The sequence below is a fragment of the Pseudomonas aegrilactucae genome (assembly GCF_019168305.1).
In the GTDB taxonomy this organism is placed as follows: domain Bacteria; phylum Pseudomonadota; class Gammaproteobacteria; order Pseudomonadales; family Pseudomonadaceae; genus Aquipseudomonas; species Aquipseudomonas aegrilactucae.
Genome location: NZ_JAHTBI010000010.1, coordinates 141,949 through 165,626 on the forward strand (window position 1 = coordinate 141,949; position 23,678 = coordinate 165,626).

Consider the following 23,678-nt stretch of genomic DNA (forward strand, 5'->3'; position numbering starts at 1 on the left):
CAGCGGCCAGAAGTTGCAGGTTTCAGCGCACCTCAAACTGCTCGAGGTGTTGATAATCGGCACCCAGTTGTTGCGCCAGCTGACGCGCTCGCCCCAGGCGCACCGGGGCACTTTCCATATCTACCAGCAGGCTGCTGCAGGGCAAAGGTTCCAGCGCCGGCCAGGCGCTGAGCCGGCCATCGGTCAGCACCAGGCAACGCTGTTGCTCCTGCGGGTATCGACGTTGGCGTGCCAGCAGCCAATGCCGGGCCTGCTGCAGCGCCTCCAACAACGGCGTGCCACCGCCTGCGCCCAACGCGGCCAGCCACGGTTGCAGCGCTGCAGATGCTTTCAGGCCATGGCGCTGCCAACACGGTTCACGGCCGCTGGCCGTGAGCAGGGCCAGCCGCGCACGCTCGCGATAGGCCTGATCGAAGAACTCGGCCAGCAAGCCTTTGGTCCGGCTCAAGGCCTTATAGCGTCGCGTGGAGGCTGACGCGTCGACAATCACCAGCCACAGCTGCGAAGGGGCTGCGGTGCGCTGCACCCAGCACAGGTCCGCGCGATGACGTGGGCGCCCCTTGAGCAAGGTGGCCGCCCAGGCCACCACCCCCTGCCCGGCCGCCCGCGCCCGACCGCGCGTCCCCTGATCGAGCTTGCCGGCTCGTGGCCTGGCATCCGCCGCATTGCGCAAACGCGGGCGGATGCTCAGGGCTTTTTTGGCCAGCGCGGGACCTCGCGACGCGCACCCACGGCGACCGGCTGAGCGGGCAGTTCTCCCCATTCACCCGTGCCCTGCTGCTCGGCAGACGGGCCCGCCTGGCCTTGCGATGCGTGCGGCTGAGGGGGGTGCTGCGGTGGCATGGCGTGGCGACGATGGCGCAAGGCGAACTCGGCTACCGCCTCGATATCCTCGGCGTCTATGCCGGCCGCCCCGCGCCATGCTGCGTGGGCCCGTGCGGCACGCAGCCACACCAGGTCGGCGCGCAGGCCGTCGACACCCGCGTCAAAACAGCGTTCGGTGATCTGCGACAAGGCCTGATCGTCCAGCGCAATCCGCTCAAGACGCTCGCGCGCCGACTGACAGCGGTTGCGCAACTCAGCCTGGGCATCGGCCCACTGCGCGCAAAAGGCCTGCGGGTCGGTGTCAAAATCCAGGCGACGACGGATGATCTGGCCGCGGGCCGCAGGCACCGGTTGACCGTGCAAGGCTACATTCAAGCCAAAACGGTCGAGCAACTGCGGACGCAGCTCGCCCTCCTCCGGGTTCATGGTGCCGATCAGCACGAAGCGTGCGCTGTGACGGTGGGAAATACCGTCACGCTCGATACGGTTGGTGCCGCTGGCTGCGACATCCAGCAGCAGATCAACCAGGTGATCGGGCAGCAGGTTGACCTCGTCCACGTACAGCACGCCACCGTCGGCGTTGGCCAGCACGCCCGGCGCAAATTGCGCACGGCCCTGGCCCAGCGCGGCATCCAGGTCCAGCGTACCGACCAGGCGCTCCTCGGTAGCCCCCAACGGCAAGGTCACGAACGGCCCGTCACCGAGCAGGTCGGCCAGGCCTCGGGCCAGGGTGCTCTTGGCCATGCCGCGTGGCCCCTCGATCAGTACGCCACCAATCTTCGGGTCGATCGCGGCCAGGCACAACGCCAGCTTGAGGTCGTCCGAGCCGACGACGGCGGCCAGCGGAAAATGTACGGGTTCACTCATCTCAGGCATCTTCCTCGCCCTCCAGCAACTGTTCTTCAAGGGCCTGCCGATAGTCACCCGGTGCTTGCCACAGCCCGCGCTGCTGGGCTTCGAGCAAGCGTTCGGTGATGTCGCGCAACGCCTCGGGGTTGTGCTGGCGGATAAATTCTCGGGTCGCGGCATCGAGCACGTAGGCCTCGGCCAGCGACTGGTAATGGTGATCGTCGATCAGATGCGTGGTGGCGTCGAAGGCAAACAGGTTGTCGACCGTCGCGGCCAGCTCGAATGCACCTTTATAGCCATGGCGCTTGGCCCCGTCGATCCACTTCGGGTTGAGCGCACGGGCACGGATCACCCGGTTCAACTCTTCCTTCAAGGTGCGGATACGCGGACGGTCGGGCTGACTGTGATCGCCGTGGTAACTGGCTACGCCGGCCCCGGCAAGCGTCTCCGCGGCGGCAAGCATGCCCCCCTGAAACTGGTAGTAATCGTTGGAGTCGAGCAGGTCATGCTCGTGGTTGTCCTGGTTCTGCAACACCGCCTGCACCTGGCTCAGGCGCCGGGCAAACGGCTCGCGCGCGGTCGTGCCCTCATCGGCAGCGCCGTAGGCATAGGCGCCGTGATTGAGATAAACCTCGGCCAGGTCCTCGCGGCTGTGCCACAGGCGACCATCAATAGCGTTCTGCACGCCTGCACCATAGGCGCCGGGCTTGGAGCCGAACACCCGCCAACCGGCCTGACGCTGGGCCTGTTCGACGTCGAGGCCGGCAGCCAGCAATTCGGCACGTTCACTGCGGACCTTGGCCGCCAACGGGTTGAGTTCATCGGGTTCGTCCAGGGCCGCCACGGCCTGTACGGCGGCGTCGAACAGCTTGATCAGGTTGCCGAAGGCATCGCGAAAGAACCCCGACACACGCAAGGTCACATCCACCCGCGGGCGGTCGAGCAGGCTCACCGGCAGGATCTCGAAGTCATCTACCCGCTGGCTGCCGCTGGCCCACACCGGACGCACGCCCATCAGGGCCATGGCCTGGGCGATATCATCACCGCCCGTGCGCATGGTGGCGGTGCCCCACACCGACAGACCCAGCTGGCGCAAATGATCGCCATGCTCCTGCAGGTGACGCTCCAGAATCAGGTTGGCTGAGGCAAAGCCGATGCGCCACGCCGTGGCGGTGGGCAGGTTGCGCACATCCACGGTATAGAAGTTGCGTCCGGTGGGCAGCACGTCCAGGCGCCCGCGACTGGGCGCACCGCTGGGGCCGGCCGGCACGAAACGCCCGTCCAGCGCAGCCAGCAGCCCGTGCATCTCGGCCGGGCCACAGCGATCCAGCTGCGGCGCCACCTGCGTGTGCAGGGCGTGCAGCACTGCCCATACCTCTACCCAGTGCTCGCTGACCTGAATATGGCCCTCGAGTGCCCGCTCGATCAAGTGTGTCGCATACAGCTCAAGGCGCTCCCGGGTATCACCCGCAGTGCGCCATGCTTCGCTGCTGAGGTCCTTGAGCACCTGCGGCTGCGGCCCCTGCCAAGGCTGGCCGAGGTCACAGTCCAGCGGATCGAAGCCCAGTGCCATGGCCTTGGCCAGCACACGCAGCAGGCTGGCGTTGGCGCCGCGCCCATCGCCACGCTCTACACGCAACAGGGCCAGCAGCGTGTCGATGCGCAGGCGCCCGGCAGGCGACTGGCCAAACACATGCAGGCCATCGCGAATCTGCGATTCCTTGAGGTCGCACAGGTAGGTGTCCAGGCGCGGCAGCCATACGGCAGCATCGTCCAGTGCGCCTTCCAGTTGCAGTTCGCGGTCGATGTGGTTGTGGCGCACCAGGTCGAGAATCTCGCGCTGCAGCTCCCGGGCCCGACGCGGATCCAGCAGTTGCGCTTCGTAGTACTCGTCGGCCAGCACCTCCAGGTCGCGCAGCGGGCCGTAGGTTTCAGCGCGGGTCAGCGGCGGCATCAGGTGATCGATGATCACCGCCTGGGTACGGCGCTTGGCCTGGGCGCCCTCGCCGGGGTCATTGACGATGAACGGATAGATGTTCGGCAGCGGCCCGAGCAGTGCGTCCGGCCAGCACTCGGCCGACAGCCCCACCCCCTTGCCCGGCAGCCACTCGAGGTTGCCGTGCTTGCCGACGTGAATCAGCGCATCGGCCGCATAGACGTGGCGCAGCCAGAAATAGAACGCCAGGTAACCATGTGGCGGCACCAGGTCCGGGTCGTGGTACACCGCACTAGGGTCGACCTGATAGCCGCGCGCCGGCTGAATGCCGACAAAGGTCAGGCCAAAGCGCAGGCCGGCCACCATCATGCGCCCGCTGCGAAACATCGGGTCCTGTTCCGGCTCGCCCCAGCGTTCGCGCACGGCCGCCTGGTTGGCCACCGGCAGCCGTTCGAACGCGGCGCGGTAGTCCTCCAGCGCCAGGCTCTGGGCACAGGGGCGCTGGTCGAGGGTGTCCAGGTCGTTGCTCACGCCGCCGAGCAACGCCTGGATAAGCGCCGTGCCGCTGTCGGGCAGCGGCCCGACCGGGTAGCCCTGCCCGCGCAGGGCTTGCAGAATGCCGAGCGCGGCGGCTGGCGTGTCCAGCCCCACGCCATTGCCGATACGCCCATCGCGGGTCGGGTAATTGGCCAGGATCAGCGCCACGCGCTTTTGCGTATTGTCCAGACACGCCAGCGCGCACCAGCGCCGCGCCAGTTCGGCAACGAAGTCCATGCGTTCCAGGTGCGGCTTGTAGCACACCACGTCTGACTGGCTGCGCTCACTGCGCCAGGCCAGGTCCTTGAAACTGATCGGACGGCTGATGATACGACCGTCCAGCTCCGGCAAGACAATGTGCATCGCCAGGTCGCGTGCGCCCAGGCCCTGCTCGCTGGCTTCCCACGCAGGCTGGTTGTCTTGTGCGCAGATAGCCTGCAACACCGGGATATCACGCCGGAACGGTCGCAGGTGCGGCTGCTGCGGGCTGGATTGGGCGAAGCCGGTGGTATTGATGATCAGTGCGGCATCGACCTGATCCAGCCACAGTTCGACCTGCTCCAGGCAACCGGCCTCTTTCAGGCTGGCCACGGCAATGGGCAGCGGATTGAGGCCGGCGTTGTGCAGACGCTCGCAGAACGCATCGATGAACGCCGTATTGGCGGCCTGCAGGTGCGAGCGGTAGAAAAGAATCGGCACCACCGGTTGCTCGGCTTGCCAGTCGGCAAACCAGTGTTCCAGGGTCGCGTGGGGGTGTTGCGGGTGGTAGACGCTGGTGCGCGCCAGTTGCTGTGGTTCATCCCAGCGGTAATCGTGGCCCAGCCACTGGCTGGCCAGGCAGTGATAGAGGTTCAGCGCGTTGGCCTTGCCGCCCTGGCGCAGGTAGTGCCAGAGCCGTTCGGCCTGCTGCGGGGCAACCGTGCTCAGGCTGCTCAGTTCCGGGTCGGGGCGGTCGTCGCCCGGCACCAGGATCAGGTGAACGCCGCTCGCCGCCAGTTCCACCAACTGCTCCACACCATAGCGCCAGTAACCGATGCCGCCGTGCAGCGACACCAGAATGACCTTGGCGTGGCGCAGCACCTGGTCGACGTACAGGTCGACCGAGGCGTGGTTCTGCACCTGCATGGGGTTGGCCAGGCGCAGGCTGGGGTAGCCGTCGGGCAACTGCTGGGCGGTTTCGGCCAGCAGTGCCAGGTGCGAGTCGCCGCTGCAGAGGATTACCAGGTCGGCGGGTGTCTGGCCGAGGTCGGCGATGCTGTCGTCCGGCACAAAGCCGCCGGGCTGGGTCCGCAGCAGGTGCATGGGTCAGGCGCCCAGTGCCGCGCGCAGGGTGGCTTCGAGATGGGCCGCGTCAAGTTCCTGGCCGATCAGCACCAGGCGCGTGGTACGCGGCTCGTCAGCACGCCAGGCGCGGTCGAAGTGCTTGTCGAAACGGGTGCCCACCCCCTGGATCAGCAAGCGCATCGGCTTGCCCGGGATGGCGGCGAAGCCTTTGACGCGCAGGATGCCGTGCTGCACCACCAGTTGGGTCAGGGCATCGAGCAACAGGCTTTCGTCGGCCTGGGGCAGCTCGATGGAAATCGAGTCGAACGCATCGTGGTCGTGATCGTCGTGGTCGTCATCGCCGTCGTGGTGTGAATCGTGGTGCGTGCGACGAGCATCGATGTGCACCTCGGACTCGGCGCCCAGCCCCAGCAACACTTCCAGTGGCAGGCGACCGCTGCTGGCCTCGACCACTTTTACCGCTGGCGGCAGTTCTTCCTGCACCTCGGCGCGCACCGCGGCCAGGGCGTCGGCGTCGATCAGGTCGGCCTTGTTCAGTACCACCAGGTCGGCGCTGGCCAACTGGTCAGCGAACAGTTCATGCAGCGGCGACTCGTGGTCCAGGTTCGGGTCCAGCTTGCGCTGCGCATCGACCTGGTCGGGATAAGCGGCAAAGGTGCCGGCAGCCACGGCCGGGCTGTCGACCACGGTGATCACCGCATCGACGGTGCAGGCGTTGCGAATCTCTGGCCACTGGAAGGCCTGCACCAACGGTTTGGGCAGCGCCAGGCCGCTGGTCTCGATCAGGATATGGTCCAGGTCGCCACGGCGCGCGACCAGTTCGCGCATCACCGGGAAGAACTCTTCCTGCACGGTGCAGCACAGGCAGCCGTTGGCCAGCTCGTAGACGCGGCCATTGGCCTCTTCTTCGGTGCAGCCGATGCTGCACTGCTTGAGGATCTCGCCGTCGATGCCCAGTTCGCCGAACTCGTTGACGATCACGGCGATGCGGCGGCCCTGGGCGTTGTCGAGCATATGCCGCAGCAGCGTGGTCTTGCCCGAGCCGAGGAAGCCGGTGACGATGGTGACGGGGAGTTTGGCCAGTGTTTTCATGTCGATGCCCTTGGCAGGATGGCGGGCATGCAGGACGAGAGCCGCAGGTGCCTTGCTACCTGAGCGCATTCGCCACCGGATCACCCCGCCCGGTTGAAAGTCGGAAACTGTCCGAGGCAGGTCTCCTGGCTCGCGCTGCGCCGGTGGCAACACCGGCAACATCGACGCCTTCCCGCCGAGGCAGTGGCAGTGTCGATGCCGTTCAACGCTTACAGTTGCGGGGGCAGCCGCGGCTTGAACCGCGTTCCCGTCTTAGCTGCGACCTGGGCCGCAGAACCTCGAAGCGGCTAGGCTACGCAGTGGCCTCGGGCAGGTCAACCGCTGTATTGACGGATGCCGGCGCGCATGATTTGCTAGCCGCATTCGTTTGGGTGCCTTTTAACAAGGTGAAACGGGAAACCGGTGCGTCAGTCGCGTCTTCAATCGCGACCGATCATTCCGGTGCTGCCCCCGCAACGGTAAGCGAGAAAGCGTCTTGACCACTGTGCCCGCCGTTCGGCATGGGAAGGTGACGTACTTGGCTGAGCAAGCTGCCAGCCCTCGCAAGCCCGGAGACCGGCCCACTATCGTCTTGACAACCCCGCGGTGGGCGGGCGCAGTTGCACCCCTGGGCGTCCTTCGCACAGGGGTTCGCCGCGCTTGCCTGTTGCCGACAGCACCGACAACACTGAAAAGGAACGCGCCATGCCCATCATCAGCACCGTCAACCCGCCACTCTCTACCCCCACAACCCTCAGCCAGCGCCTGGCCGTGGCCGTCGGTGCCTCGCTGCTGGGCCTGTGCCTGGTGTACTTCGCCGGTTTCTCGCACATCGAAGCGGTGCACAACGCCGCCCACGATACCCGCCACAGCGCCGCGTTCCCTTGCCACTGAGACCTGCCACGATGATCAAGCGCATTGCCCGCACCGCCGGTTTCGCCGGCCTGCTTGCCGCCCTGCTGCTGACCCTGCTGCAAAGCTTCTGGGTTGCGCCGCTGATTCTGCAGGCAGAAACCTACGAGAGCTCGGTCCCGGTGGTCGAGGCTCATGAACATGCCGAGGGTGCCGCCGAAGGCCACCAGCATGACGCCGACGCCTGGTCGCCGGAAGACGGCTGGCAGCGCGTGCTGTCCACCACTGGCGGCAACCTGGTGGTCGCGGTCGGCTTCGCGCTGATTCTCGCTGCGCTGTACACCTTGCGTGCGCCGGGCCGCACCGCCAGTGGCGCCCTCTGGGGCCTGGCCGGTTTCGCCGTGTTCTGCCTGGCGCCGACCCTCGGCCTGCCACCGGAGTTGCCGGGCACCGCTGCGGCCGACCTGGCACAACGCCAGCTGTGGTGGGTCGCCACCGCGGCAGCAACGGCAGCGGGCCTGGGGCTGATCGTGTTCGCGCGCCACTGGCTACTCAAGGCGCTGGGCGCAGCCTTGCTGGTCATTCCACATGTGGTCGGAGCACCGCAACCCGAGGTGCACCATAGCCTGGCGCCCGCAGCGCTTGAAACCCAGTTCAAGGTGGCCTCGCTGCTGACCAATGCCGCGTTCTGGGTGGCCCTGGGCCTGCTCAGCGCCTGGCTGTACCGTCGCCAGCAGGCCTGATGCAACTGTATGCCGGGCTGGGTTGCCGTCGCGGTTGCCCGGCCCCTGTACTGGCGGCCCTGCTTGAACAGCTGCTGCACGCGCATCAGTTGCCTCTCTGCGCCCTACAGGGGCTTGCCAGCATCGACCTCAAGCGCAACGAGCCTGGCCTGCAGCAACTGGCCGCGCAACTTGGGCTGCCGCTGGTGTTCTTCAGCGCCGCGCAACTGGCCCCCTTCGACAGCCGCCTGAGTCACCGCTCCGAGGTGGCATTCACCCACAGCGGCTGCCATGGCGTGGCCGAAAGCGCCGCCTTGGCGCTGGCCGAACACTGCACTGGCGGGCGGGCCGCATTGCGCCTGCAGCGCACCGTGCAGGCCGATGTCACCCTGGCATTGGCCTGGGCCCCGCCGTTTGAAGGATAATGCGCCGCATACCCTTTAAGGATTCACCATGACCGTTTATTTCATCGGTGCCGGCCCCGGTGACCCGGAGCTGATTACCGTCAAGGGCCAGCGCCTGATCCACAGCTGCCCGGTCATCATCTATGCCGGTTCCCTGGTGCCGACCGCCGTGCTTGAAGGGCACCGCGCAGAAACCGTGATCAACAGCGCCGAGCTGCACCTGGCGCAAATCATCGAGGCCATCGAGGCGGCCCATGCCAAGGGCCAGGATGTGGCTCGCGTGCACAGTGGCGACCCGAGCCTGTATGGCGCGATCGGCGAGCAGATCCGTCACCTGCGCGAACGCGGCATCCCCTACCAGATCATCCCCGGGGTGACCGCAACCGCCGCCAGTGCAGCCCTGCTCGGGTGCGAGCTGACCCTGCCGGACATCGCCCAGACCGTGATTCTGACGCGCTACGGCGACAGTTCGCCGATGCCGCAAGGCGAGTCGCTGGCGAGCCTGGCCAGCCACCGTGCGACGCTGGCCATTCACCTGGGCGTCAAGCACCTGGCGAAGATCGTCGAAGAGCTGCGCCCGCACTACGGCGACGATTGCCCGATCGCGGTGGTGCACCGTGCCACCTGGCCTGACCAGGACTGGGTGCTGGGCAGCCTGGATGACATTGTCGAACAGGTGCACGCCAAGGGCTTCAAGCGTACCGCGCTGATTCTGGTCGGGCGCGTGCTGGCCAGCGACACGTTCAGCGAGTCGGCGCTGTATCGAGCCGGGCATGCACACCTGTACCGGCCCTGAGGGGGATTGCACAGCCGGCGTCGACACCGCACAGTAGCGCCTCGACACACGCCCGAGGAACCCCATCATGCTAGCGCTTCGCCCCTGCTGTGAATGTTGCGCGACCGCCCTGCCCGGCGACAGCCGTGACGCCTTTATCTGTTCGTTCGAGTGCACGTTCTGCCGGCAATGTGCCGAGCAGCAGCTCAAGGGACGCTGCCCCAACTGCGCCGGTGAACTGGTGTCGCGACCAGCCCGGGTAGGCGACGCCCTGCAACGCAACCCGGCATCCACCGAGCGGGTCGTCAACGACCAGGGCTGCGCACACCGCTGAGACAACGGCGGGGGCGGCAGTGCCACGCCCGCCATACGCCTGACCAGCCCGATCTACAGGCCGCACCCGCCTGCGGCCGCCTCGCTTGAGCCCCCGCCCTACCTATGCTGCAGGAAACTTCCTGCAGATAATTCCTGTGCCGTGTCGGAAAATTCCTCTAATCGTGCTGATTTCTTCTTCACCTCTATACTTCGCATACTCTTGCCCAACGTTTCCACGTATCGTTGCCGCCTTGCCGGCGCCTGGGGTCGGCGTCATCCCGAACGCTTCGGGGAATGGATCACCTCTCTGACAAGGAGTTGCGCGATGCACAAAATCCTGATCGTCGATGACCACACCACCATCCTCTTCGCCATTCGCACGCTGCTGGAGCGCGAAGGCTACAAAATCGTCGGCGAAGCTCGCGACGGTGTCAGCGCCGTGAGCATGGCGCGCGAGCTGAAACCGGACGTGGTCATCCTCGACCTGGGCCTGCCCAAACTGGATGGCTTGAGCGTGCTCGAGCGCCTCAGCCAGCAGAGCCCGCCGACGCGGATCCTGGTGCTGACCGGTCGACCGCCGCGGCTGTTCGCGCGCCGCTGTATCGAGTCCGGCGCCTCGGCGTTCGTGCGCAAGGACGAAGACATCGAGATCCTGCGTGCAGCCCTCAAGGCGGTGCTCAATGGTTATTCCTACCTGCCCGACGCTTCGCGCTTCGCCGATCGCTCAAGCTCGGACCTGGAGCGCCTGGACACACTGTCCAACCGTGAATTCGAGGTGCTCAGGCAATTGGCCAAAGGCGCCGGCAACCGTGAAATCGCCGAGGCGATGATCCTCAGTGCCAAGACCATCAGCACCTACAAGACACGCATCATGGAGAAACTCGGGGCTCAATCGCTGGTAGAACTTATCGACGTAGCCAACCGCAACGCCCTGACCTGAGCCTTTTATGAAACTGCGTTACCTGCCCGCTCTGCTAGTGGCGTGCCTGGCCCAGTTGCTCGCGATGGGCGCCGTGGCGCACGAGCAAGGCATCCCCCGCCATTTGCTGGCGCGCTCGGTCAGCAGCAGTGCGCCGCCGCCCCTCACTGGCGCCGAGCGCCGATGGCTCAAGCACAAGCAGGTGCTGCACCTGGGCAGCTCGTTACCCGACTACCCCCCCTTCGACATCAACATCACCCAGCATGACTACGAAGGCGTCAGCGCAGATTTCGCCGGCCTGGTCAGCGAACAGCTGGGCATCCCCGTGCAGGTGCTGCTGTACCCCAATCGTGCGCAGGCCATTGCGGCATTGCACGCCGGCGAGATCGACCTGCTGGGCAGCGCCAACGGCTTCGAGGCCGCTGACAGCAACCTGGTCATGAGCCAGCCGTATGCCGACGACCAGCCGATCATCGCCACACGCTCGGGCAAGACACTCGACAGCGAAGACCCGCTTGACGGCCAGACGCTGGCCATGGTCGAGCACTACCTGCCCCCGCAGCAGATCCGCCACCTGTTCCCCAAGGCGCACCTGCAACTGTACTCCTCGACCATGGCCGCACTCTCGGCGGTGGCGCTGGAGCAGGCTGACGCCTTCATCGGCGATGCGATCAGTGCCGATTACCTGATTGGCAAGAATTTGCGCGAGACCCTGCAAATCTCGCACTACGTCAAACCCCAGCGCTCTTTCTTCGGGTTTGCCCTGTCACGCGACAACACGACCCTGCATGCGCTGGTCAACAAAGCGCTGGCAAGCATCACTGACAGTGACCGCCTGAACGTCATGCGGCGCTGGAGCAGCGGTGTCAGCAGTATCCTGCTCAACCGCGCCGAGCTGGAACTGACCCCGGCCGAACGCACCTGGATCGAGCAGCACCGCACTGTTCGCGTGGTCATCAACAAATACTTCGCGCCGTTGAGCTTCTTCGATGCAAACCAGCAGTTTCGAGGGATTACCGCCGATGTGCTGCAACAGATCAGCCTGCGCAGCGGCCTCACCTTTCAGGTCATCGAAAGCGATTCGGTGCCCGCGATGATCAACCTGGTGGAAAGCGGCGAGGCCGACATGGTCGGAGCCCTGAACTACGGCATCGAGCGTGCCAGGACCCTGGACTTTACCCGCCCCTACCTGGCCAACCCGAGGGTCCTGGTCACCGGCATGCGCGACACCGCGATCAGGCACCCCGATCAGCTCAACGGCAAGCGCCTGGCGGTGATCCGCAGCACCCCGGTGAGCGCCGAACTGCGCCGGCGCTACCCGGACATCAAGCTGATCGAAGTGGATGATCCACTGGCCCTGATGGAGTATGTTGCCCAGGGCCGCGCCGATGCCGCCCTGAGTTCGCAGATCAACGCCGCCTACTTCATCAGCCGGATGTTCAAGGATCGCCTGCGCATCGCCACGCTGCTGGACGACACCCCGGCCCTTGCTGCCTTTGCCACCCTGCGCGAGTCCCCGCTGCACAGCATTCTGGACAAGACGCTGCTCAGCATCCCCCCCCGAGCAGATGACCCAGCTGGTCAATCGCTGGCGCATCAATGCGTTGATCAGCGATACGCCATGGCGCAACTACCGCTCGCTGGTGCTGCAGATCCTGGGCGTAGCGGCGCTGATGATCGCCGCCATCGCCCTGTGGAACCGCTACCTGCGAAAACTCATGCACCAGCGCGCGCAAGCCGAGCAGGCGCTGCAACTGCAACTACGCATCAGCGAGCACCTGCTCGAGGAACTGCGCCTGGCCAAGGAGCAGGCTGACAGCGCCAACCACGCCAAGAGCACCTTTCTCACCACCATGAGCCACGAGATCCGCACCCCGATGAACGCGGTGATCGGCTTGCTCGAACTGGCCCTGAAGGACGCCGAGAAAGGCCTTACCGATCAGCACTCGCTGCAGGTCGCCTTCGACTCGGCCAGCGGCCTGCTGGAACTGATTGGCGACGTGCTGGACATCGCTCGCATCGAGTCTGGCCACATGACCCTGGCCCCGCAGCCCACTGACCTTGGGGCACTGGTGCGCAGCACCGTGCAGGTGTTCGACAGCAGCGCCAGGCTCAAGGGGCTGACCCTGAACCAGACCCTGCGAGCGCCACCGGAACCCGTGGAAATCGACCCGCTGCGTTTTCGACAGATACTGTCCAACCTGGTGAGCAACGCAATCAAGTTCACCGAAAACGGCACCATCAGCATTCAACTCGATTACCGGCTCGACCCCTGCGCGGGCAGCGTGGACATCGTATTGCACGTGCAAGACAGCGGAATAGGGATCAGCCAGCAGGATCAACAACGGCTCTTCCATCCCTTTATCCAGGCCGGCAGCCAGCCCGCCCGGCAAGGCACCGGGCTGGGCCTGGTCATCAGCCGCACCCTGTGTGAGCTGATGCACGGCAGCCTCGAGCTGCACAGCACGCCGGGTACCGGCACCCAGGTCACGGTCAGTTTGCCGCTCAAGCTGGCAGCCAGCGTGACCCAACCCGCACCGGCGGTGTTGCAGGCTCCGGTGCAGGACAGCCAGGCGCTGAACATTCTGGTGGTGGATGACTATCCGGCCAATCTGATGTTGCTGGAGAAGCAACTGAGCCTGCTGGGTCATCAGGTCACCCAGGCCAGCGACGGGCTGAGCGGCCTGCAGGCCTGGCAGAAGCATCACTTCGACGTGGTCATCAGCGACTGCAACATGCCCGGTATGGATGGCCATCAACTGGCCCGCGAGATTCGGGCTGAAGAAACGCGGCTACAGCAGCCGGCCTGCCTGATCCTGGGCCTCACCGCCAATGCCCAGGCCGATGAGCGCGAGCGCTGCCTGGCCTCGGGCATGGACGACTGCCTGTTCAAGCCCATTGGCCTGGGCGCGCTGCGCCGTCAGCTGGCAGGCATCGACACGGTGCAACCTCAGCAGGCAGCCGAACCACGGGCCGAGGACAACAGCGGCTTCAATGTCGACAACCTCAAGCACCTGACGCTGGGCGAGCCGCTGCTGATCAAGCGCCTGCTGGTGGAGCTTGCGCGCAGCAGCGCCGAAGACCTGCAGGCGCTGCGTGCACTGGGCCCCAGTGCCAGGCGCCAGGAGCTGCGTGGCCTTTCTCACCGCATCAAAGGCGGTGCCAAAATGCTCAAGGCACATGGCCTGGTGGGCCACTGCGAGGCACTGGAGCAAGCCTGCACCGGCAAGGCACCGGAGAAGGCCATCGAGACCTTGCTCAAGACCCTGGAACAAAGCCTGCAGGACTTGCATGACCACCTGCAACGCTCGATCAACAGCGCATGACAAGGCCTCAGTGCAGTTGCAGCGTCGAGTTGATCTGGCTGATCGCGTCCACCACGTGTTGCGAACCCTGCTGAATCTCCAGGATCATTTCCCCGGCCTCATTGGCCAGTTCCACCCCAAGCCCCGTGCGGCTGAGGCTTGACTGCATGCTGGCCACGGCGGTCAGCGAAAGGTCATGGTTCTGGCGTACCACCTCGATGATTTCCAGGGTCGCCTTGCTGGTGCGGGCCGCCAGGTTGCGGACCTCGTCCGCCACCACCGCAAAACCGCGACCATGCTCACCGGCCCGTGCGGCTTCGATGGCCGCGTTGAGGGCCAGCAGGTTGGTCTGGTCGGCGATGCTGCCGATCGTCTGCACGATCTGCCCGATCAACTCCGACTGCTTGCTCACCGCATCGATGCTGCGCGCGGCAGCATTGAGGTCGCGGGAGATCTGCTCGATCACCTGCACCGTGTGCTGCACCACCTCGGACCCCTTGCGCGCGCAGGCGTCATTTTGCACCGAGGTGGCGTGCGCGGCCTCGGCCGCCGTCTGCTGGGTGCAGACCTGGTGGGTGATATCGCTGGCGAACTTGACCACCTTGTACAGGCGTCCACGGGTGTCGAAAATCGGGTTGTAGGAGGCTTCGAGGTAGACCATCTGGCCAAGCTTGTTGACCCGTTCGAAGCGGTGGGAATGGTACTCGCCACGGTTGAGCGAAGCCCAGAACGCCTTGTAGGCCGGCGATTCGCTCTCGCTGCGGTGGCAGAACAGCCTGTGGTGCTGGCCGATGACGTCTTCGGCGCGGTAGTGCATGGTCTTGAGAAAGTTCTCGTTGGCGCTGATCACGTGCCCGGCAGGGGTAAATTCGATGGTCGCCATGGAGCGGCCGATGGCGTTGAGCAAGCTGTCATGCTCATGCTCCTCGATCACCCGCCGGGTGATATCGGACGCCACCTTGATCACGCTGGTGACGACCTGATCGGCGCCGAACACTGGCATATAGCTGGCCTCCAGCCACACATCCTGATGCGCCTTGTTCAGGCGCAGGAACGTGCCGCTCTGGGGCTCGCCCCGGGCCAGGTTTCGCCACAGCTGGCGATAGGCGTCGGTTTTGACGTAATCCTCCTCGCAGAACAGCCGATGGTGCTTGCCGCGAATTTCGTCTGCGCTGTAGCCCATGGTCTTGCAGAAGTTCTCGTTGGCATCGAGGATGACCCCCTCCGGGCTGAACTCGATCATCGCCATGGAGCGGCCGATGGCTTCCAGTTTGGCGGTGGCGCTGGACAATGCCTGGGTGCAACGCTCGATTTCAGCCAGGTCGGACTTGCGGTGGGCGTTGAACATGAGGGGACCACTCCATTGGCGGATTTGCTGAGCATAGATCCCCCCGGCGCCGGTGCAAGCCTACTGCCATCACCGTTGATCGCCCGTCATCAACTGCTTTCACGCACCACCAGTTCGAAGCCCAGGTCCTGGGTACGCGGTTGCCCGCTCTTGCCATCGAGCAAGGCCAGCAGTGCCTGGGCGGCCTGACGCCCGACGGCGGCCCGCGGGGTGCGAATCGAGGTCAGGCGCGGCACCAGGTGGGCCGAGGCCGGCAGGTCGTTGAACCCCACCATCGCCACCTGCCCCGGCACCGCAATGCCCTGGCGCAAGGCCTGCAGAATAGCGCCCTGCGCCAGGTCGTCGTTGCAGAAGAACAGCCCGTCCACGTCGGGGTGGCGGTCCAGCAGTTGGCTGAACAGTTCGCCGCCCAGGCCAATCGAGGAGGGTTGCGGTGCCAGCCTCTCCAGGGCCGGGTCATACAGACCGGCCTCCTCCAGCGCCTGGCGGAACCCGTCGGCACGCTGCATCACCCGCGGGTCCAGTTGCGCGGCGATAAAGCCCAGGCGGCGACGCCCGCGCTCGATCAGGTGCCTGGCCGCAGCCCGGCCAGCCTGCTGCTGCGAGAACCCCACCGAAGTCGCCGTGCTCGGCCCCCCCAGCTCCATCATGTGCACACAGGGCACACCACTGGCGGCGAGCATCTGCTGCGACGCTTCGGTACGGTCGAACCCGGTCAGCAGGATGCCGCACGGCTGGTAGGCGAGGTAATTGCGGATCAGGTTCTCTTCCTCGGCCACGTCGTAGTGGAAATTGCCGATCAGCACTTCCAGGCCGCGCGGGCGCATCACATCGTGGATGGCTTCGAGGGTTTCGATGAACAGCTGGTTGGACAATGACGGGATCAGCACCACCACCGACTGGCTTTGCGCCGACGCCAAGGCACGCGCCGCCGGGTTGGCCACGTAGCCAAGCGCGGCAGCCGCTTCCTTGACCTTCTGCACCAGCTCCGGCGCCACCGTGGCGATGCCGCGCAGCGCGCGTGAGGCAGTGATCGGGGAAACCCCGGAAAGCCTGGCCACTTCAGCCAGGGTGGGACGACCGGTAGTACGGGAGCCGATGCGGGTCATGGGGAATTTTATTTTTCGACTTGCAAAGAATAGGGAACGGGCACTAAGGTAGCGCTGTCTCAGTCGTCAGGCAATGCATACGTGCAGGTGTGCTGCGATGAGCGTCCAAACTGCTTCTACAAAACCAATAACATCCGGGTGGGTAGCCACCGAGGCGTTTTCAGTCTCGGCCAAAGATAGCGCTATCTTGCCCCGCAGGAGGTACCGATGAACTCTCCCCTGTCCGCTATTGTGGTGATGGGCGTGGCTGGCTGCGGCAAGAGCTGCGTCGGTTCTGCCATTGCCGATTACAGCGGCGGCCGCCTGATCGAAGGCGATGCTTTCCACCCCGCAGCCAATATTCGCAAGATGAGTGCCGGCACCCCCCTGGGCGACGACGACCGCGCCGGTTGGCTGATCCGCCTGGGTGAAGAACTGCAAGCCACCATCAAAGCTGGCGAACGCCCCATCCTCACCTGCTCTGCCCTGAAAAAACGTTACCGCGACGCCTTGCGCCGTGCCGTACCCGGCCTGGGCTTCGTGTTCCTCGACCTGTCCCCGCAGGAAGCCGAACGCCGTGTACTGGCGCGCCCCGGCCATTTCATGCCGGCCAGCCTGATCGAAAGCCAGTTCGCCGCCCTCGAGTCGCCACAGGGTGAAGCCCTCACCCTGACACTGGATGCCACCTTGCCGATTGCCCAGCTCGCCGAGCAGGTCGACACCTGGCTAAAGCCCTGCGGTGAACCGGTGCTGGCGCGAACCGCCTGATACAGGCGGTTTTTCCGGCTCACCAAAGATAGCGCTGTCTCAAGCAACGATGCTGTAAACGCTACGCCCACAAAAACGACAATATGAGGCACTGAACCATGTTCGGTTTGGCAACTGATACCTACCTTCTGCTCGATGCACTGGTGACCATCGTCGGTCTGGTGCTGCTGATCACCCACTTCAAGGTGCACCCTTTCGTCGCCCTGACCCTGGCCGCAGGCTTCCTGGGCCTGACCTCCGGCATGCCGGTAGTCAAGGTGATGAAGTCGTTCCAGGATGGCTTTGGCGGGGTGCTGGGCTTCGTCGGCATCGTGCTGGCGCTGGGCACCATGCTCGGCAAGCTGATGGCCGACTCCGGCGGCGCCGACCAGATCGCGCAGACCCTGATCCGCGCATTCGGCAAACGGAAGGTGCACTGGGCCATGATGTTCGCCGCGTTTCTGGTGGGCATCCCGCTGTTCTTCGAAATCGGCTTCGTGCTGCTGATCCCCCTGGTGTTCATCGTCGCACGGCGCACCGGGGTGTCACTGATCAAGATCGGCATCCCGCTGTTGGCCGGGCTGTCGGTGGTGCACGGGCTGGTGCCGCCCCATCCGGGGCCGCTGCTGGCCATCGGCATCTTCAACGCCGATATCGGCAAGACCATCTTCTACGGGCTGATCGTCGCCTTGCCCACGGCGATCATTGCCGGGCCGCTGTACGGCACCTTCATTTCGCGCTACATCCCCGGTTCGCCGTCCCAGGAGCTGATGGACCAGATCGCCCGTGAAGGTGATCGCAAGCAGCTGCCCAGCTTCAGCATCACGCTGATCACCATCCTGCTGCCGGTGTTCCTGATGCTGCTCAAGACCTTCGCCGACGTGGTGCTGCCGGCCGAACACCTGTTCCGTCAGTGGATGGACCTGATCGGCCACCCGATCACTGCGCTGCTGGCAGCCCTGCTGCTGGCCTTCTACACCTTTGGTGCAGCGCAAGGCTTCAGCCGTCAGCAGATCATGAAGATGCTCGACCAGAGCCTGGCGCCGACCGCCGCGATCGTGCTGATCGTGGGCGCCGGGGGCGGCTTCAAGCAGATGCTGGTAGATACCGGCGTGGGCAATGTGATCGGGCAGATGGCCGTGCAGGCGCAGATCTCGCCAATCATGCTGGCCTGGCTGGTGGCGGCGGTGATTCGCATCGCCACCGGTTCCGCGACCGTGGCCACGATTACCGGCGCCGGCATCGTGGCACCGGTGATCGGCATGATGCCCGGGGTCAACCGCGAGCTGCTGGTGCTGGCCACGGGAGCCGGTTCGCTGATCCTGTCTCACGTGAACGACGCCGGTTTCTGGCTGGTCAAGCAGTACTTCAACATGACCGTGGCCGAGACCTTCAAGACCTGGAGCATGATGGAGACCATCCTGTCGGTGGTGGGCATCATCTTCATCATGCTGTTGTCGCTGGTGGTCTGACCGACCGAGGCGACGGCTTCGCTGGCACGCCAGCGCCCACAGGGATCACGCCGGCCTTGTGGGCGCGGGCTTGCCAGCGAAGAGGCCTAGAAGGCCGCCTTGAAGATTGCTTCGATCTCCACCTGGCTGGCCGGGCGCGGGTTGGTCAGCCCGCACGCATCCTTCAGTGCATTGGCCGCCAGTGTCGGTACATCTTCCACCCGCGCGCCCAGCACCTCGAGCCCCGGCGGAATCTCGATATCATCGCTCAACTGCACGATCGCCCTGATCGCCGCCTCAGCGCCCTGCCCCGCATTCAATCCTTCCACCGGCACCCCCATGGCCCTGGCCACATCACGCAGGCGCACAGCACTGACGGCCGCGTTGAAACGCTGCACGTGCGGCAGGAGCACGGCGTTGCACACCCCATGCGGCAAGTCGTAGAAGCCGCCAAGCTGGTGCGCCATCGCATGCACGAACCCCAGTGAGGCGTTATTGAACGCCATGCCCGCCAGGAATTGCGCATACGCCATGTTCTCGCGTGCCGTCAGGTCGTGACCATCCGCCACCGCCTGGCGCAGGTTGCGGCTGATCAGCTCGATGGCTTTCAGCGCACAGGCATCGGTGATCGGCGTCGCGGCGGTCGACACGTAGGCCTCGATGGCGTGGGTCAACGCGTCCATCCCGGTAGCCGCGGTCAGTCCCTTGGGCATGCCGACCATCAGCGCCGGATCGTTGACCGACAGCAACGGCGTGACGTTGCGATCGACGATGGCCATTTTCACGTGACGCGCCTCGTCGGTGATGATGCAGAAGCGCGTCATCTCACTGGCCGTGCCGGCCGTGGTGTTGATCGCGATCAACGGCAGTTGCGGCTTGGCCGAGCGGTCGACACCTTCGTAGTCGCTGATATGCCCGCCGTTGGTGGCGCACAGCGCAATGCCCTTGGCGCAGTCGTGCGGCGAACCACCGCCCAGCGAGATGACGAAGTCACAGCGCTCACGCTGCAGCATCGCCAGGCCCTGTTCGACATTGGCGATGCTCGGGTTGGGCTTGGCCCCGTCGAACACCACCGAATCGATGTCGCGCACCGCCAGTTGCTCGGCGATGCGCTGCGCCACACCGGCCTTGGCCAGCCCTGCGTCGGTGACGATCAAGGCTTTGGCGAAACCGTAGCCGACAATCGCGGTCATGGCTTCATCGAGGCAATCGATGCCCATGATGTTGACGGCTGGAATGAAAAACGTGCTGCTCATGGCGGTATCCCTCAGGCTTTATCTCTGCCTCAAGGATCCGCCCATGGCTGGCTGCGCATGTTGATCTGCGGCAAATTCACCCAAGAAACAGCCGATAGGCCGGGTTGTCGGTCTCGTCCCAGTACCGGTAGCCCATGCTTTCCAGGCTGACCGGCAACTGCGCCAGTTCATCGGCTGGCACTTGCAAGGCCACGAATACCCGCGCTTCGGCGGCGCCGTGGTTGCGGTAATGGAACAGGCTGATGTTCCAGCGCTTGCCCAGACGCTCGAGAAACCCGAGCAAGGCCCCTGGCCGCTCCGGGAACTCGAAGCGCAGTACCCGTTCATCCGTCGAAGGCATCGCATGCCCCCCTACGGTATGGCGGATATGCAGCTTGGCCAGTTCGTTCTCGGTCAGGTCCAGTACCTCGTAGCCCTGCCCCTGCAAGCTGGCGAGCAACTGCTGGCGCGGGTCGGTCTGCGGGTGAGTCTGCACGCCGACGAACAGGCGCGCTTGCTTGCCAGGCTGGTAGCGGTAATTGAACTCGGTGATCTGGCGCTTGCCCAGTGCCTGGCAGAAGGCGCGGAAGCTGCCCGGTTGCTCGGGGATGGTCACGGCGATCACGGCCTCGCGCTGCTCACCCAGCTCGGCACGTTCGGCCACATGGCGCAAACGGTCGAAGTTGACGTTGGCACCAGAGTCGATCGCCACCAGGGTCTGGCCCTGCACGCCGCCCCTGGCGACATACTTCTTGATCCCGGCCACGGCCAGCGCGCCGGACGGTTCGGTGATCGAGCGGGTATCGTCGTAGATGTCCTTGATCGCGGCACACAGCTCATCGCTGCTGACCGTGATGACCTCGTCCACATAGTGGCGGCACACATCGAAGCAGTGCGCGCCGATCTGGGCGACGGCTACGCCGTCGGCGAAGGTGCCGACCTGTGGCAGCACCACCCGCTCGCCGGCCGCCAGCGCGGCTTGAAGGCAGTTGGAGTCATGCGGTTCAACGCCGATCACCCGGACCTCGGGGCGCAAGTACTTGACGTAGGCGGCGATACCCGCGATCAGGCCGCCGCCCCCTACCGGCACGAAGATCGCATCCAGCGCGCCGGGTTGCTGGCGCAGGATCTCCATGGCCACGGTGCCTTGCCCGGCGATCACGTCCGGGTCGTCGTAGGGCGGCACGAAGGTCGCACCTTCGCGCTGGGCCAGTTGCAGCGCATGGGCCAGTGCCCGCGGAAAGCTGTCCCCGTGCAGCACCACCTGCCCACCGCGCGAGCGCACGCCCTCGATCTTGAGCGCAGGTGTAGTGGTGGGCATGACGATAGTGGCCTGAATGCCCAGCTCGCGGGCTGCCAGTGCCACGCCCTGGGCGTGGTTGCCGGCAGAGGCGGTGATCACGCCGCGCTCGCGCTGGGCAGTGGTCAACCGGCTCAGACGGGTGTAGGCGCCGCGGATCTTGAAGGAGAAGGTGGGCTGCAGGTCTTCACGCTTGAGCAGCACCGTATTGCCCAGCGCGGCCGACAGTGCGCGGGCGGGCTGCAAGGGGGTTTCGATGGCCAGGTCATACACGGGTGCAGCGAGAATCCTGCGCACGTAGTCCGACAGCAGGTGGGTCGCGGTCGTCGCAGTGCTTGGGCAAGGGGTAAGGCTGGTCATCGATGACTCCTGGTTTTTTGAAGTGCCCAGGAGTCAGAGAGAAAAAACCCGCCTCCAGGGCGGGTTAGGTGCAAGGTGCTCGCTAGCCCGCCAATCTGATAATGGCGGTAATAATGCTGTGCGAAGGCAACGTTGCGAATAAGGTCATGGCAGCGAAATTAGCCCAGCGGTTTTTCCAAGTCAATCATTCATTTGCGGCCCCCCTGCGGCCTGACGCCGAACTACACAGGCTGACAACGCCGAGGCCATGGTGCTCGGGCCTGAACAAACCTGCGCCTGCCCATTCGAGGTTGACTCGAATGGGCAGGCCGCGGGCTCAGCGCGCCTTGAGCTTGAGGTACGACTGGTGCAGGTCGGAGGCCCAGCCATCGAGCACGGTCTTCACATCGTCAGCCTTCATCACCTGGCTGTCGTTCTCCAGCGGTTTGCCACTGCCCTTGCGCACCACCTGGGCCAGCACCTTGTTGCTGCCACCGTCGAGAAACTGCGCCTCGGTGGCGATATCGGTTTCCTGGTCACGAATGCCCGACGCGGTGCTCACCGCTGCCGCCACCAGCGCCACCGGGATCACCTCGTAGGCCTTGAGGCCCTCAGTCTTGCTGCTCACCGCAGTAATCGCAGGGCGCACCACGATCACCCCCGGGCCAGGCCCGGTTGCCAGCGGCAGCGACTTGCCCAGCTCACGCTTGAGTGCCTGGTCATAATACTGGGTGATGCCCTGCAGGGTGCCTTGCGGAATCCGCGCAGTCGGCGCCGGCTTGGGATACAACTGGCTAGGCTCGATGTACACGCTGGTGTAGCGATCAATCTTCAGGCTCGGATCGATCCAGCGCATCACGGTGGCCCCGGAGGGGGACTTGCTTTCGCTCAGATGGCTGTAGTCCTTGAGAAACCCCGAGTACTCGTCCGGCTGCACGGTACTGCTTGAGCAACCGGCCAAGCCTAGCCCGGTCAGGCACAAGGTGCCTATGATCAATGCGTGTTTCATGCTGTCGCTCCATGTGGTGCCTGAAGAAAGGCTTCATAGGTATAGGCTACAGTTGCTCGTGCATCCATCGACGTGAGGCAACATGGCTTTCCACAAACTGGCCCGCACCCATCCGCGCCTTAGCGCCGCCGCATTGCTTGGCTGCCTGGGCGGCCTCTTCGTCCCCGCCGACGACCTGGTGCAGCATGTACTTGCCGGCTGGAACATCGGGGTGTGGATCTACCTTGCACTGGTGCTATGGCTGACCCTTGGCTCAAACCCCGCGCACGTTCGCAAGGTGGCCTCCATCGAGGATGAAAACGCCGGCCTCGTGCTGTTTACCGTCAGCATTGCCGCCATTGCCAGCCTTGCCGCCGTCACTCTTCAACTGGCCGGCAGCCGTGGCCTGAGCGGTACCGCCCAGGCCCTTCATTACCTGTACACGGGCTTGACGGTGGCCGGCTCATGGCTGCTGATCGGCACTGTTTTCAGCCTGCATTACGCGCGCCTTTTCTATACCGGCAGCGACGCGCAACCCGCCCTGCGGTTCGCCGATGGCGAGCGCGAGCCCGACTACTGGGACTTTCACTACTTCTCGTTCACCATCAGTGTTGCAGTGCAAACCTCGGACGTAGGCGTGGCCGGCCGCACCCTGCGCCGCATCGTGCTGGCCCATTCGGTGATCGGGTTCGTGTTCAACACCGCGATACTGGGCTTCACCATCAATATCGCCGCCGGCCTATTGAGCTGAACGAGCGCAGTCCATCACGTGCGCGGCGCAGCCTGCGATGCGTCGGCGCCTTCACCGGCGATGCGTTGGGTCAGGGCGGAAAAATCCATGGCAGCGTCTCCTTGACGAAGCCGTTGGTCTGAAAGCTCAAGCCAGGCATCCGGGCCGATTGCGAGTAAAACCAGCAGATCATGCCGGGGGGGCAGCGCAATGGGCCAGACGCAAACGCTTGCGTGGCAGCTGCCCATGTGACGCCCGTCATACATCCGCCAACACCCAGAAAATACGGGCCTGCCAGGCGCCACCGAGATGCTATGGTTAGTGTCTTGCCCGACCCCGAGAAGTCGCCGGCACAGCCATGCTCAAGGGTATCGGTTCAGCAGTACAAGGAGGCTGGCATGAACAAACTGACTTTCCCAAGCGCCTGCCAGATGATGCGTTGGCATTTCCATCCGCTGGGTTTCGAGGCGAGCATGGACGCCCCGCGCAGCATGGTGGCCCGGCTGTTCGACCGGGCCACGGGCGAAACCTTGCTGGCGATAGCCGGGATCCCGTGCGCCACGCTGATGGCGGCCGCTGACGTGGAACGCATCATCGAAGCGGTCGAAGACGAGCTCGATGCATTCCAACCCTCGTGTACGTTGCGCTCGGCCTGAAT

At 64.9% G+C, this 23,678-nt stretch carries 21 protein-coding genes, 1 pseudogene and 2 riboswitches; of the genes and pseudogenes, 12 read left to right on the forward strand and 10 right to left on the reverse strand.

Translation table 11 applies throughout. The features are described from left to right. Positions 1 to 22 precede the first annotated feature (22 nt). The 4 genes from KUO17_RS03870 to cobW form a co-directional block, all read right to left on the reverse strand. The gene (locus KUO17_RS03870) at positions 23 to 586 is read right to left on the reverse strand and encodes a vWA domain-containing protein (protein ID WP_341869581.1); all 564 of its coding nucleotides are present in this window, start codon (positions 584 to 586) and stop codon (positions 23 to 25) included. Positions 587 to 687: 101 nt separating this feature from the next. Beyond that, the gene (locus tag KUO17_RS03875) at positions 688 to 1,692 is read right to left on the reverse strand and encodes a magnesium chelatase ATPase subunit I (RefSeq protein ID WP_217973707.1); all 1,005 of its coding nucleotides are present in this window, start codon (positions 1,690 to 1,692) and stop codon (positions 688 to 690) included. Position 1,693: 1 nt separating this feature from the next. Continuing rightward, positions 1,694 to 5,449 (reverse strand): cobaltochelatase subunit CobN, encoded by a 3,756-nt coding sequence (gene cobN, locus KUO17_RS03880; RefSeq protein ID WP_217973709.1) that lies wholly within the window; start codon positions 5,447 to 5,449, stop codon positions 1,694 to 1,696. A gap of 3 nt (positions 5,450 to 5,452) precedes the next feature. After that, a complete protein-coding gene (gene cobW / locus KUO17_RS03885) occupies positions 5,453 to 6,523 on the reverse strand; it encodes a cobalamin biosynthesis protein CobW (RefSeq protein ID WP_217973711.1) in 1,071 nt (356 codons plus the stop codon). A 98-nt stretch (positions 6,524 to 6,621) separates the two neighbouring features. Continuing rightward, a riboswitch (cobalamin riboswitch) is annotated at positions 6,622 to 6,819 on the reverse strand. Between the two features lie 56 nt (positions 6,820 to 6,875). Next, positions 6,876 to 7,101: riboswitch (cobalamin riboswitch) on the forward strand. A gap of 106 nt (positions 7,102 to 7,207) precedes the next feature. Between cobW and KUO17_RS03890 the strand changes: the two genes are divergently transcribed. From KUO17_RS03890 to KUO17_RS27435, 8 genes are all read left to right on the forward strand, one after another. Continuing rightward, a complete protein-coding gene (locus KUO17_RS03890; RefSeq protein WP_217973713.1) occupies positions 7,208 to 7,396 on the forward strand; it encodes a CbtB domain-containing protein in 189 nt (62 codons plus the stop codon). 11 nt (positions 7,397 to 7,407) lie between these two features. Then, positions 7,408 to 8,097, forward strand: a complete 690-nt coding sequence (locus KUO17_RS03895; RefSeq protein WP_217973715.1) for a CbtA family protein — start codon at positions 7,408 to 7,410, stop codon at positions 8,095 to 8,097. After that, a complete protein-coding gene (locus KUO17_RS03900; RefSeq protein ID WP_217973716.1) occupies positions 8,097 to 8,501 on the forward strand; it encodes a cobalamin biosynthesis protein in 405 nt (134 codons plus the stop codon). The genes KUO17_RS03895 and KUO17_RS03900 overlap by 1 nt, the downstream gene beginning before the upstream one ends. A gap of 28 nt (positions 8,502 to 8,529) precedes the next feature. Continuing rightward, positions 8,530 to 9,276, forward strand: coding sequence for a precorrin-4 C(11)-methyltransferase (gene cobM, locus KUO17_RS03905; protein ID WP_217973717.1), 747 nt, complete (start codon positions 8,530 to 8,532; stop codon positions 9,274 to 9,276). 67 nt (positions 9,277 to 9,343) lie between these two features. After that, positions 9,344 to 9,589, forward strand: a complete 246-nt coding sequence (locus tag KUO17_RS03910) for a DUF1272 domain-containing protein (protein ID WP_217973718.1) — start codon at positions 9,344 to 9,346, stop codon at positions 9,587 to 9,589. 306 nt (positions 9,590 to 9,895) lie between these two features. Then, a complete protein-coding gene (locus KUO17_RS03915; protein ID WP_217973720.1) occupies positions 9,896 to 10,510 on the forward strand; it encodes a response regulator transcription factor in 615 nt (204 codons plus the stop codon). 7 nt (positions 10,511 to 10,517) lie between these two features. Beyond that, a complete protein-coding gene (locus KUO17_RS27430; RefSeq protein WP_255263394.1) occupies positions 10,518 to 12,305 on the forward strand; it encodes a transporter substrate-binding domain-containing protein in 1,788 nt (595 codons plus the stop codon). 61 nt (positions 12,306 to 12,366) lie between these two features. Next, positions 12,367 to 13,815, forward strand: a complete 1,449-nt coding sequence (locus KUO17_RS27435; protein WP_255263407.1) for an ATP-binding protein — start codon at positions 12,367 to 12,369, stop codon at positions 13,813 to 13,815. A gap of 7 nt (positions 13,816 to 13,822) precedes the next feature. Here KUO17_RS27435 and KUO17_RS27060 read toward each other — a convergent pair whose 3' ends face one another. The 3 genes and pseudogenes from KUO17_RS27060 to gntR all read right to left on the reverse strand — a co-directional run bounded on the left by KUO17_RS27060 (position 13,823) and on the right by gntR (position 16,251). After that, complete coding sequence (locus tag KUO17_RS27060) at positions 13,823 to 14,317, reverse strand: methyl-accepting chemotaxis protein (RefSeq protein ID WP_425274827.1); 495 nt, start codon at positions 14,315 to 14,317, stop codon at positions 13,823 to 13,825. Between the two features lie 42 nt (positions 14,318 to 14,359). Then, positions 14,360 to 15,142, reverse strand: a pseudogene (locus KUO17_RS27065) (PAS domain-containing protein); the annotation flags it as partial. Positions 15,143 to 15,231: 89 nt separating this feature from the next. Next, complete coding sequence (gene gntR, locus KUO17_RS03930) at positions 15,232 to 16,251, reverse strand: HTH-type transcriptional regulator GntR (protein WP_217973723.1); 1,020 nt, start codon at positions 16,249 to 16,251, stop codon at positions 15,232 to 15,234. Positions 16,252 to 16,458: 207 nt separating this feature from the next. Here gntR and KUO17_RS03935 point away from each other — a divergent pair, with 207 nt between their 5' ends. Beyond that, the gene (locus tag KUO17_RS03935) at positions 16,459 to 16,998 is read left to right on the forward strand and encodes a gluconokinase (RefSeq protein ID WP_217973725.1); all 540 of its coding nucleotides are present in this window, start codon (positions 16,459 to 16,461) and stop codon (positions 16,996 to 16,998) included. A 98-nt stretch (positions 16,999 to 17,096) separates the two neighbouring features. Beyond that, the gene (locus KUO17_RS03940) at positions 17,097 to 18,449 is read left to right on the forward strand and encodes a GntP family permease (protein ID WP_217973727.1); all 1,353 of its coding nucleotides are present in this window, start codon (positions 17,097 to 17,099) and stop codon (positions 18,447 to 18,449) included. An 86-nt stretch (positions 18,450 to 18,535) separates the two neighbouring features. On the opposite strand, the gene yiaY is transcribed toward KUO17_RS03940, so the two are convergent. From yiaY to KUO17_RS03955, 3 genes are all read right to left on the reverse strand, one after another. Next, positions 18,536 to 19,684, reverse strand: a complete 1,149-nt coding sequence (gene yiaY / locus KUO17_RS03945) for an L-threonine dehydrogenase (protein WP_217973728.1) — start codon at positions 19,682 to 19,684, stop codon at positions 18,536 to 18,538. 76 nt (positions 19,685 to 19,760) lie between these two features. Further along, entirely contained in the window at positions 19,761 to 21,323 is a 1,563-nt protein-coding gene (ilvA, locus tag KUO17_RS03950; RefSeq protein WP_217973729.1) for a threonine ammonia-lyase, biosynthetic, read from the reverse strand. 316 nt (positions 21,324 to 21,639) lie between these two features. Further along, positions 21,640 to 22,311 (reverse strand): DUF3313 domain-containing protein, encoded by a 672-nt coding sequence (locus KUO17_RS03955; protein WP_217973731.1) that lies wholly within the window; start codon positions 22,309 to 22,311, stop codon positions 21,640 to 21,642. A gap of 82 nt (positions 22,312 to 22,393) precedes the next feature. Between KUO17_RS03955 and KUO17_RS03960 the strand changes: the two genes are divergently transcribed. Both KUO17_RS03960 and KUO17_RS03965 read left to right on the forward strand, forming a co-directional pair. Continuing rightward, on the forward strand, positions 22,394 to 23,041 hold the full coding sequence (locus KUO17_RS03960) for a DUF1345 domain-containing protein (protein WP_217973732.1): 648 nt from the start codon (positions 22,394 to 22,396) through the stop codon (positions 23,039 to 23,041). A gap of 377 nt (positions 23,042 to 23,418) precedes the next feature. Then, a complete protein-coding gene (locus tag KUO17_RS03965; protein WP_217973734.1) occupies positions 23,419 to 23,676 on the forward strand; it encodes a DUF1652 domain-containing protein in 258 nt (85 codons plus the stop codon). Positions 23,677 to 23,678: the final 2 nt, after the last annotated feature.

Excerpts from the sequence above, each read along its gene's own strand:
- KUO17_RS03875 (WP_217973707.1), bottom strand. The coding sequence starts at position 1,692 with ATGAGTGAACCCGTACATTTTCCGCTGGCCGCCGTCGTCGGCTCGGAC.
- cobN (WP_217973709.1), bottom strand. The coding sequence starts at position 5,449 with ATGCACCTGCTGCGGACCCAGCCCGGCGGCTTTGTGCCGGACGACAGC.
- cobW (WP_217973711.1), bottom strand. The coding sequence starts at position 6,523 with ATGAAAACACTGGCCAAACTCCCCGTCACCATCGTCACCGGCTTCCTC.
- KUO17_RS03890 (WP_217973713.1), top strand. The coding sequence starts at position 7,208 with ATGCCCATCATCAGCACCGTCAACCCGCCACTCTCTACCCCCACAACC.
- KUO17_RS03895 (WP_217973715.1), top strand. The coding sequence starts at position 7,408 with ATGATCAAGCGCATTGCCCGCACCGCCGGTTTCGCCGGCCTGCTTGCC.
- KUO17_RS03900 (WP_217973716.1), top strand. The coding sequence starts at position 8,097 with ATGCAACTGTATGCCGGGCTGGGTTGCCGTCGCGGTTGCCCGGCCCCT.
- cobM (WP_217973717.1), top strand. The coding sequence starts at position 8,530 with ATGACCGTTTATTTCATCGGTGCCGGCCCCGGTGACCCGGAGCTGATT.
- KUO17_RS03910 (WP_217973718.1), top strand. The coding sequence starts at position 9,344 with ATGCTAGCGCTTCGCCCCTGCTGTGAATGTTGCGCGACCGCCCTGCCC.
- KUO17_RS03915 (WP_217973720.1), top strand. The coding sequence starts at position 9,896 with ATGCACAAAATCCTGATCGTCGATGACCACACCACCATCCTCTTCGCC.
- KUO17_RS27430 (WP_255263394.1), top strand. The coding sequence starts at position 10,518 with ATGAAACTGCGTTACCTGCCCGCTCTGCTAGTGGCGTGCCTGGCCCAG.
- KUO17_RS27435 (WP_255263407.1), top strand. The coding sequence starts at position 12,367 with ATGAACGCGGTGATCGGCTTGCTCGAACTGGCCCTGAAGGACGCCGAG.
- gntR (WP_217973723.1), bottom strand. The coding sequence starts at position 16,251 with ATGACCCGCATCGGCTCCCGTACTACCGGTCGTCCCACCCTGGCTGAA.
- KUO17_RS03935 (WP_217973725.1), top strand. The coding sequence starts at position 16,459 with ATGAACTCTCCCCTGTCCGCTATTGTGGTGATGGGCGTGGCTGGCTGC.
- KUO17_RS03940 (WP_217973727.1), top strand. The coding sequence starts at position 17,097 with ATGTTCGGTTTGGCAACTGATACCTACCTTCTGCTCGATGCACTGGTG.
- yiaY (WP_217973728.1), bottom strand. The coding sequence starts at position 19,684 with ATGAGCAGCACGTTTTTCATTCCAGCCGTCAACATCATGGGCATCGAT.
- ilvA (WP_217973729.1), bottom strand. The coding sequence starts at position 21,323 with ATGACCAGCCTTACCCCTTGCCCAAGCACTGCGACGACCGCGACCCAC.
- KUO17_RS03955 (WP_217973731.1), bottom strand. The coding sequence starts at position 22,311 with ATGAAACACGCATTGATCATAGGCACCTTGTGCCTGACCGGGCTAGGC.
- KUO17_RS03960 (WP_217973732.1), top strand. The coding sequence starts at position 22,394 with ATGGCTTTCCACAAACTGGCCCGCACCCATCCGCGCCTTAGCGCCGCC.
- KUO17_RS03965 (WP_217973734.1), top strand. The coding sequence starts at position 23,419 with ATGAACAAACTGACTTTCCCAAGCGCCTGCCAGATGATGCGTTGGCAT.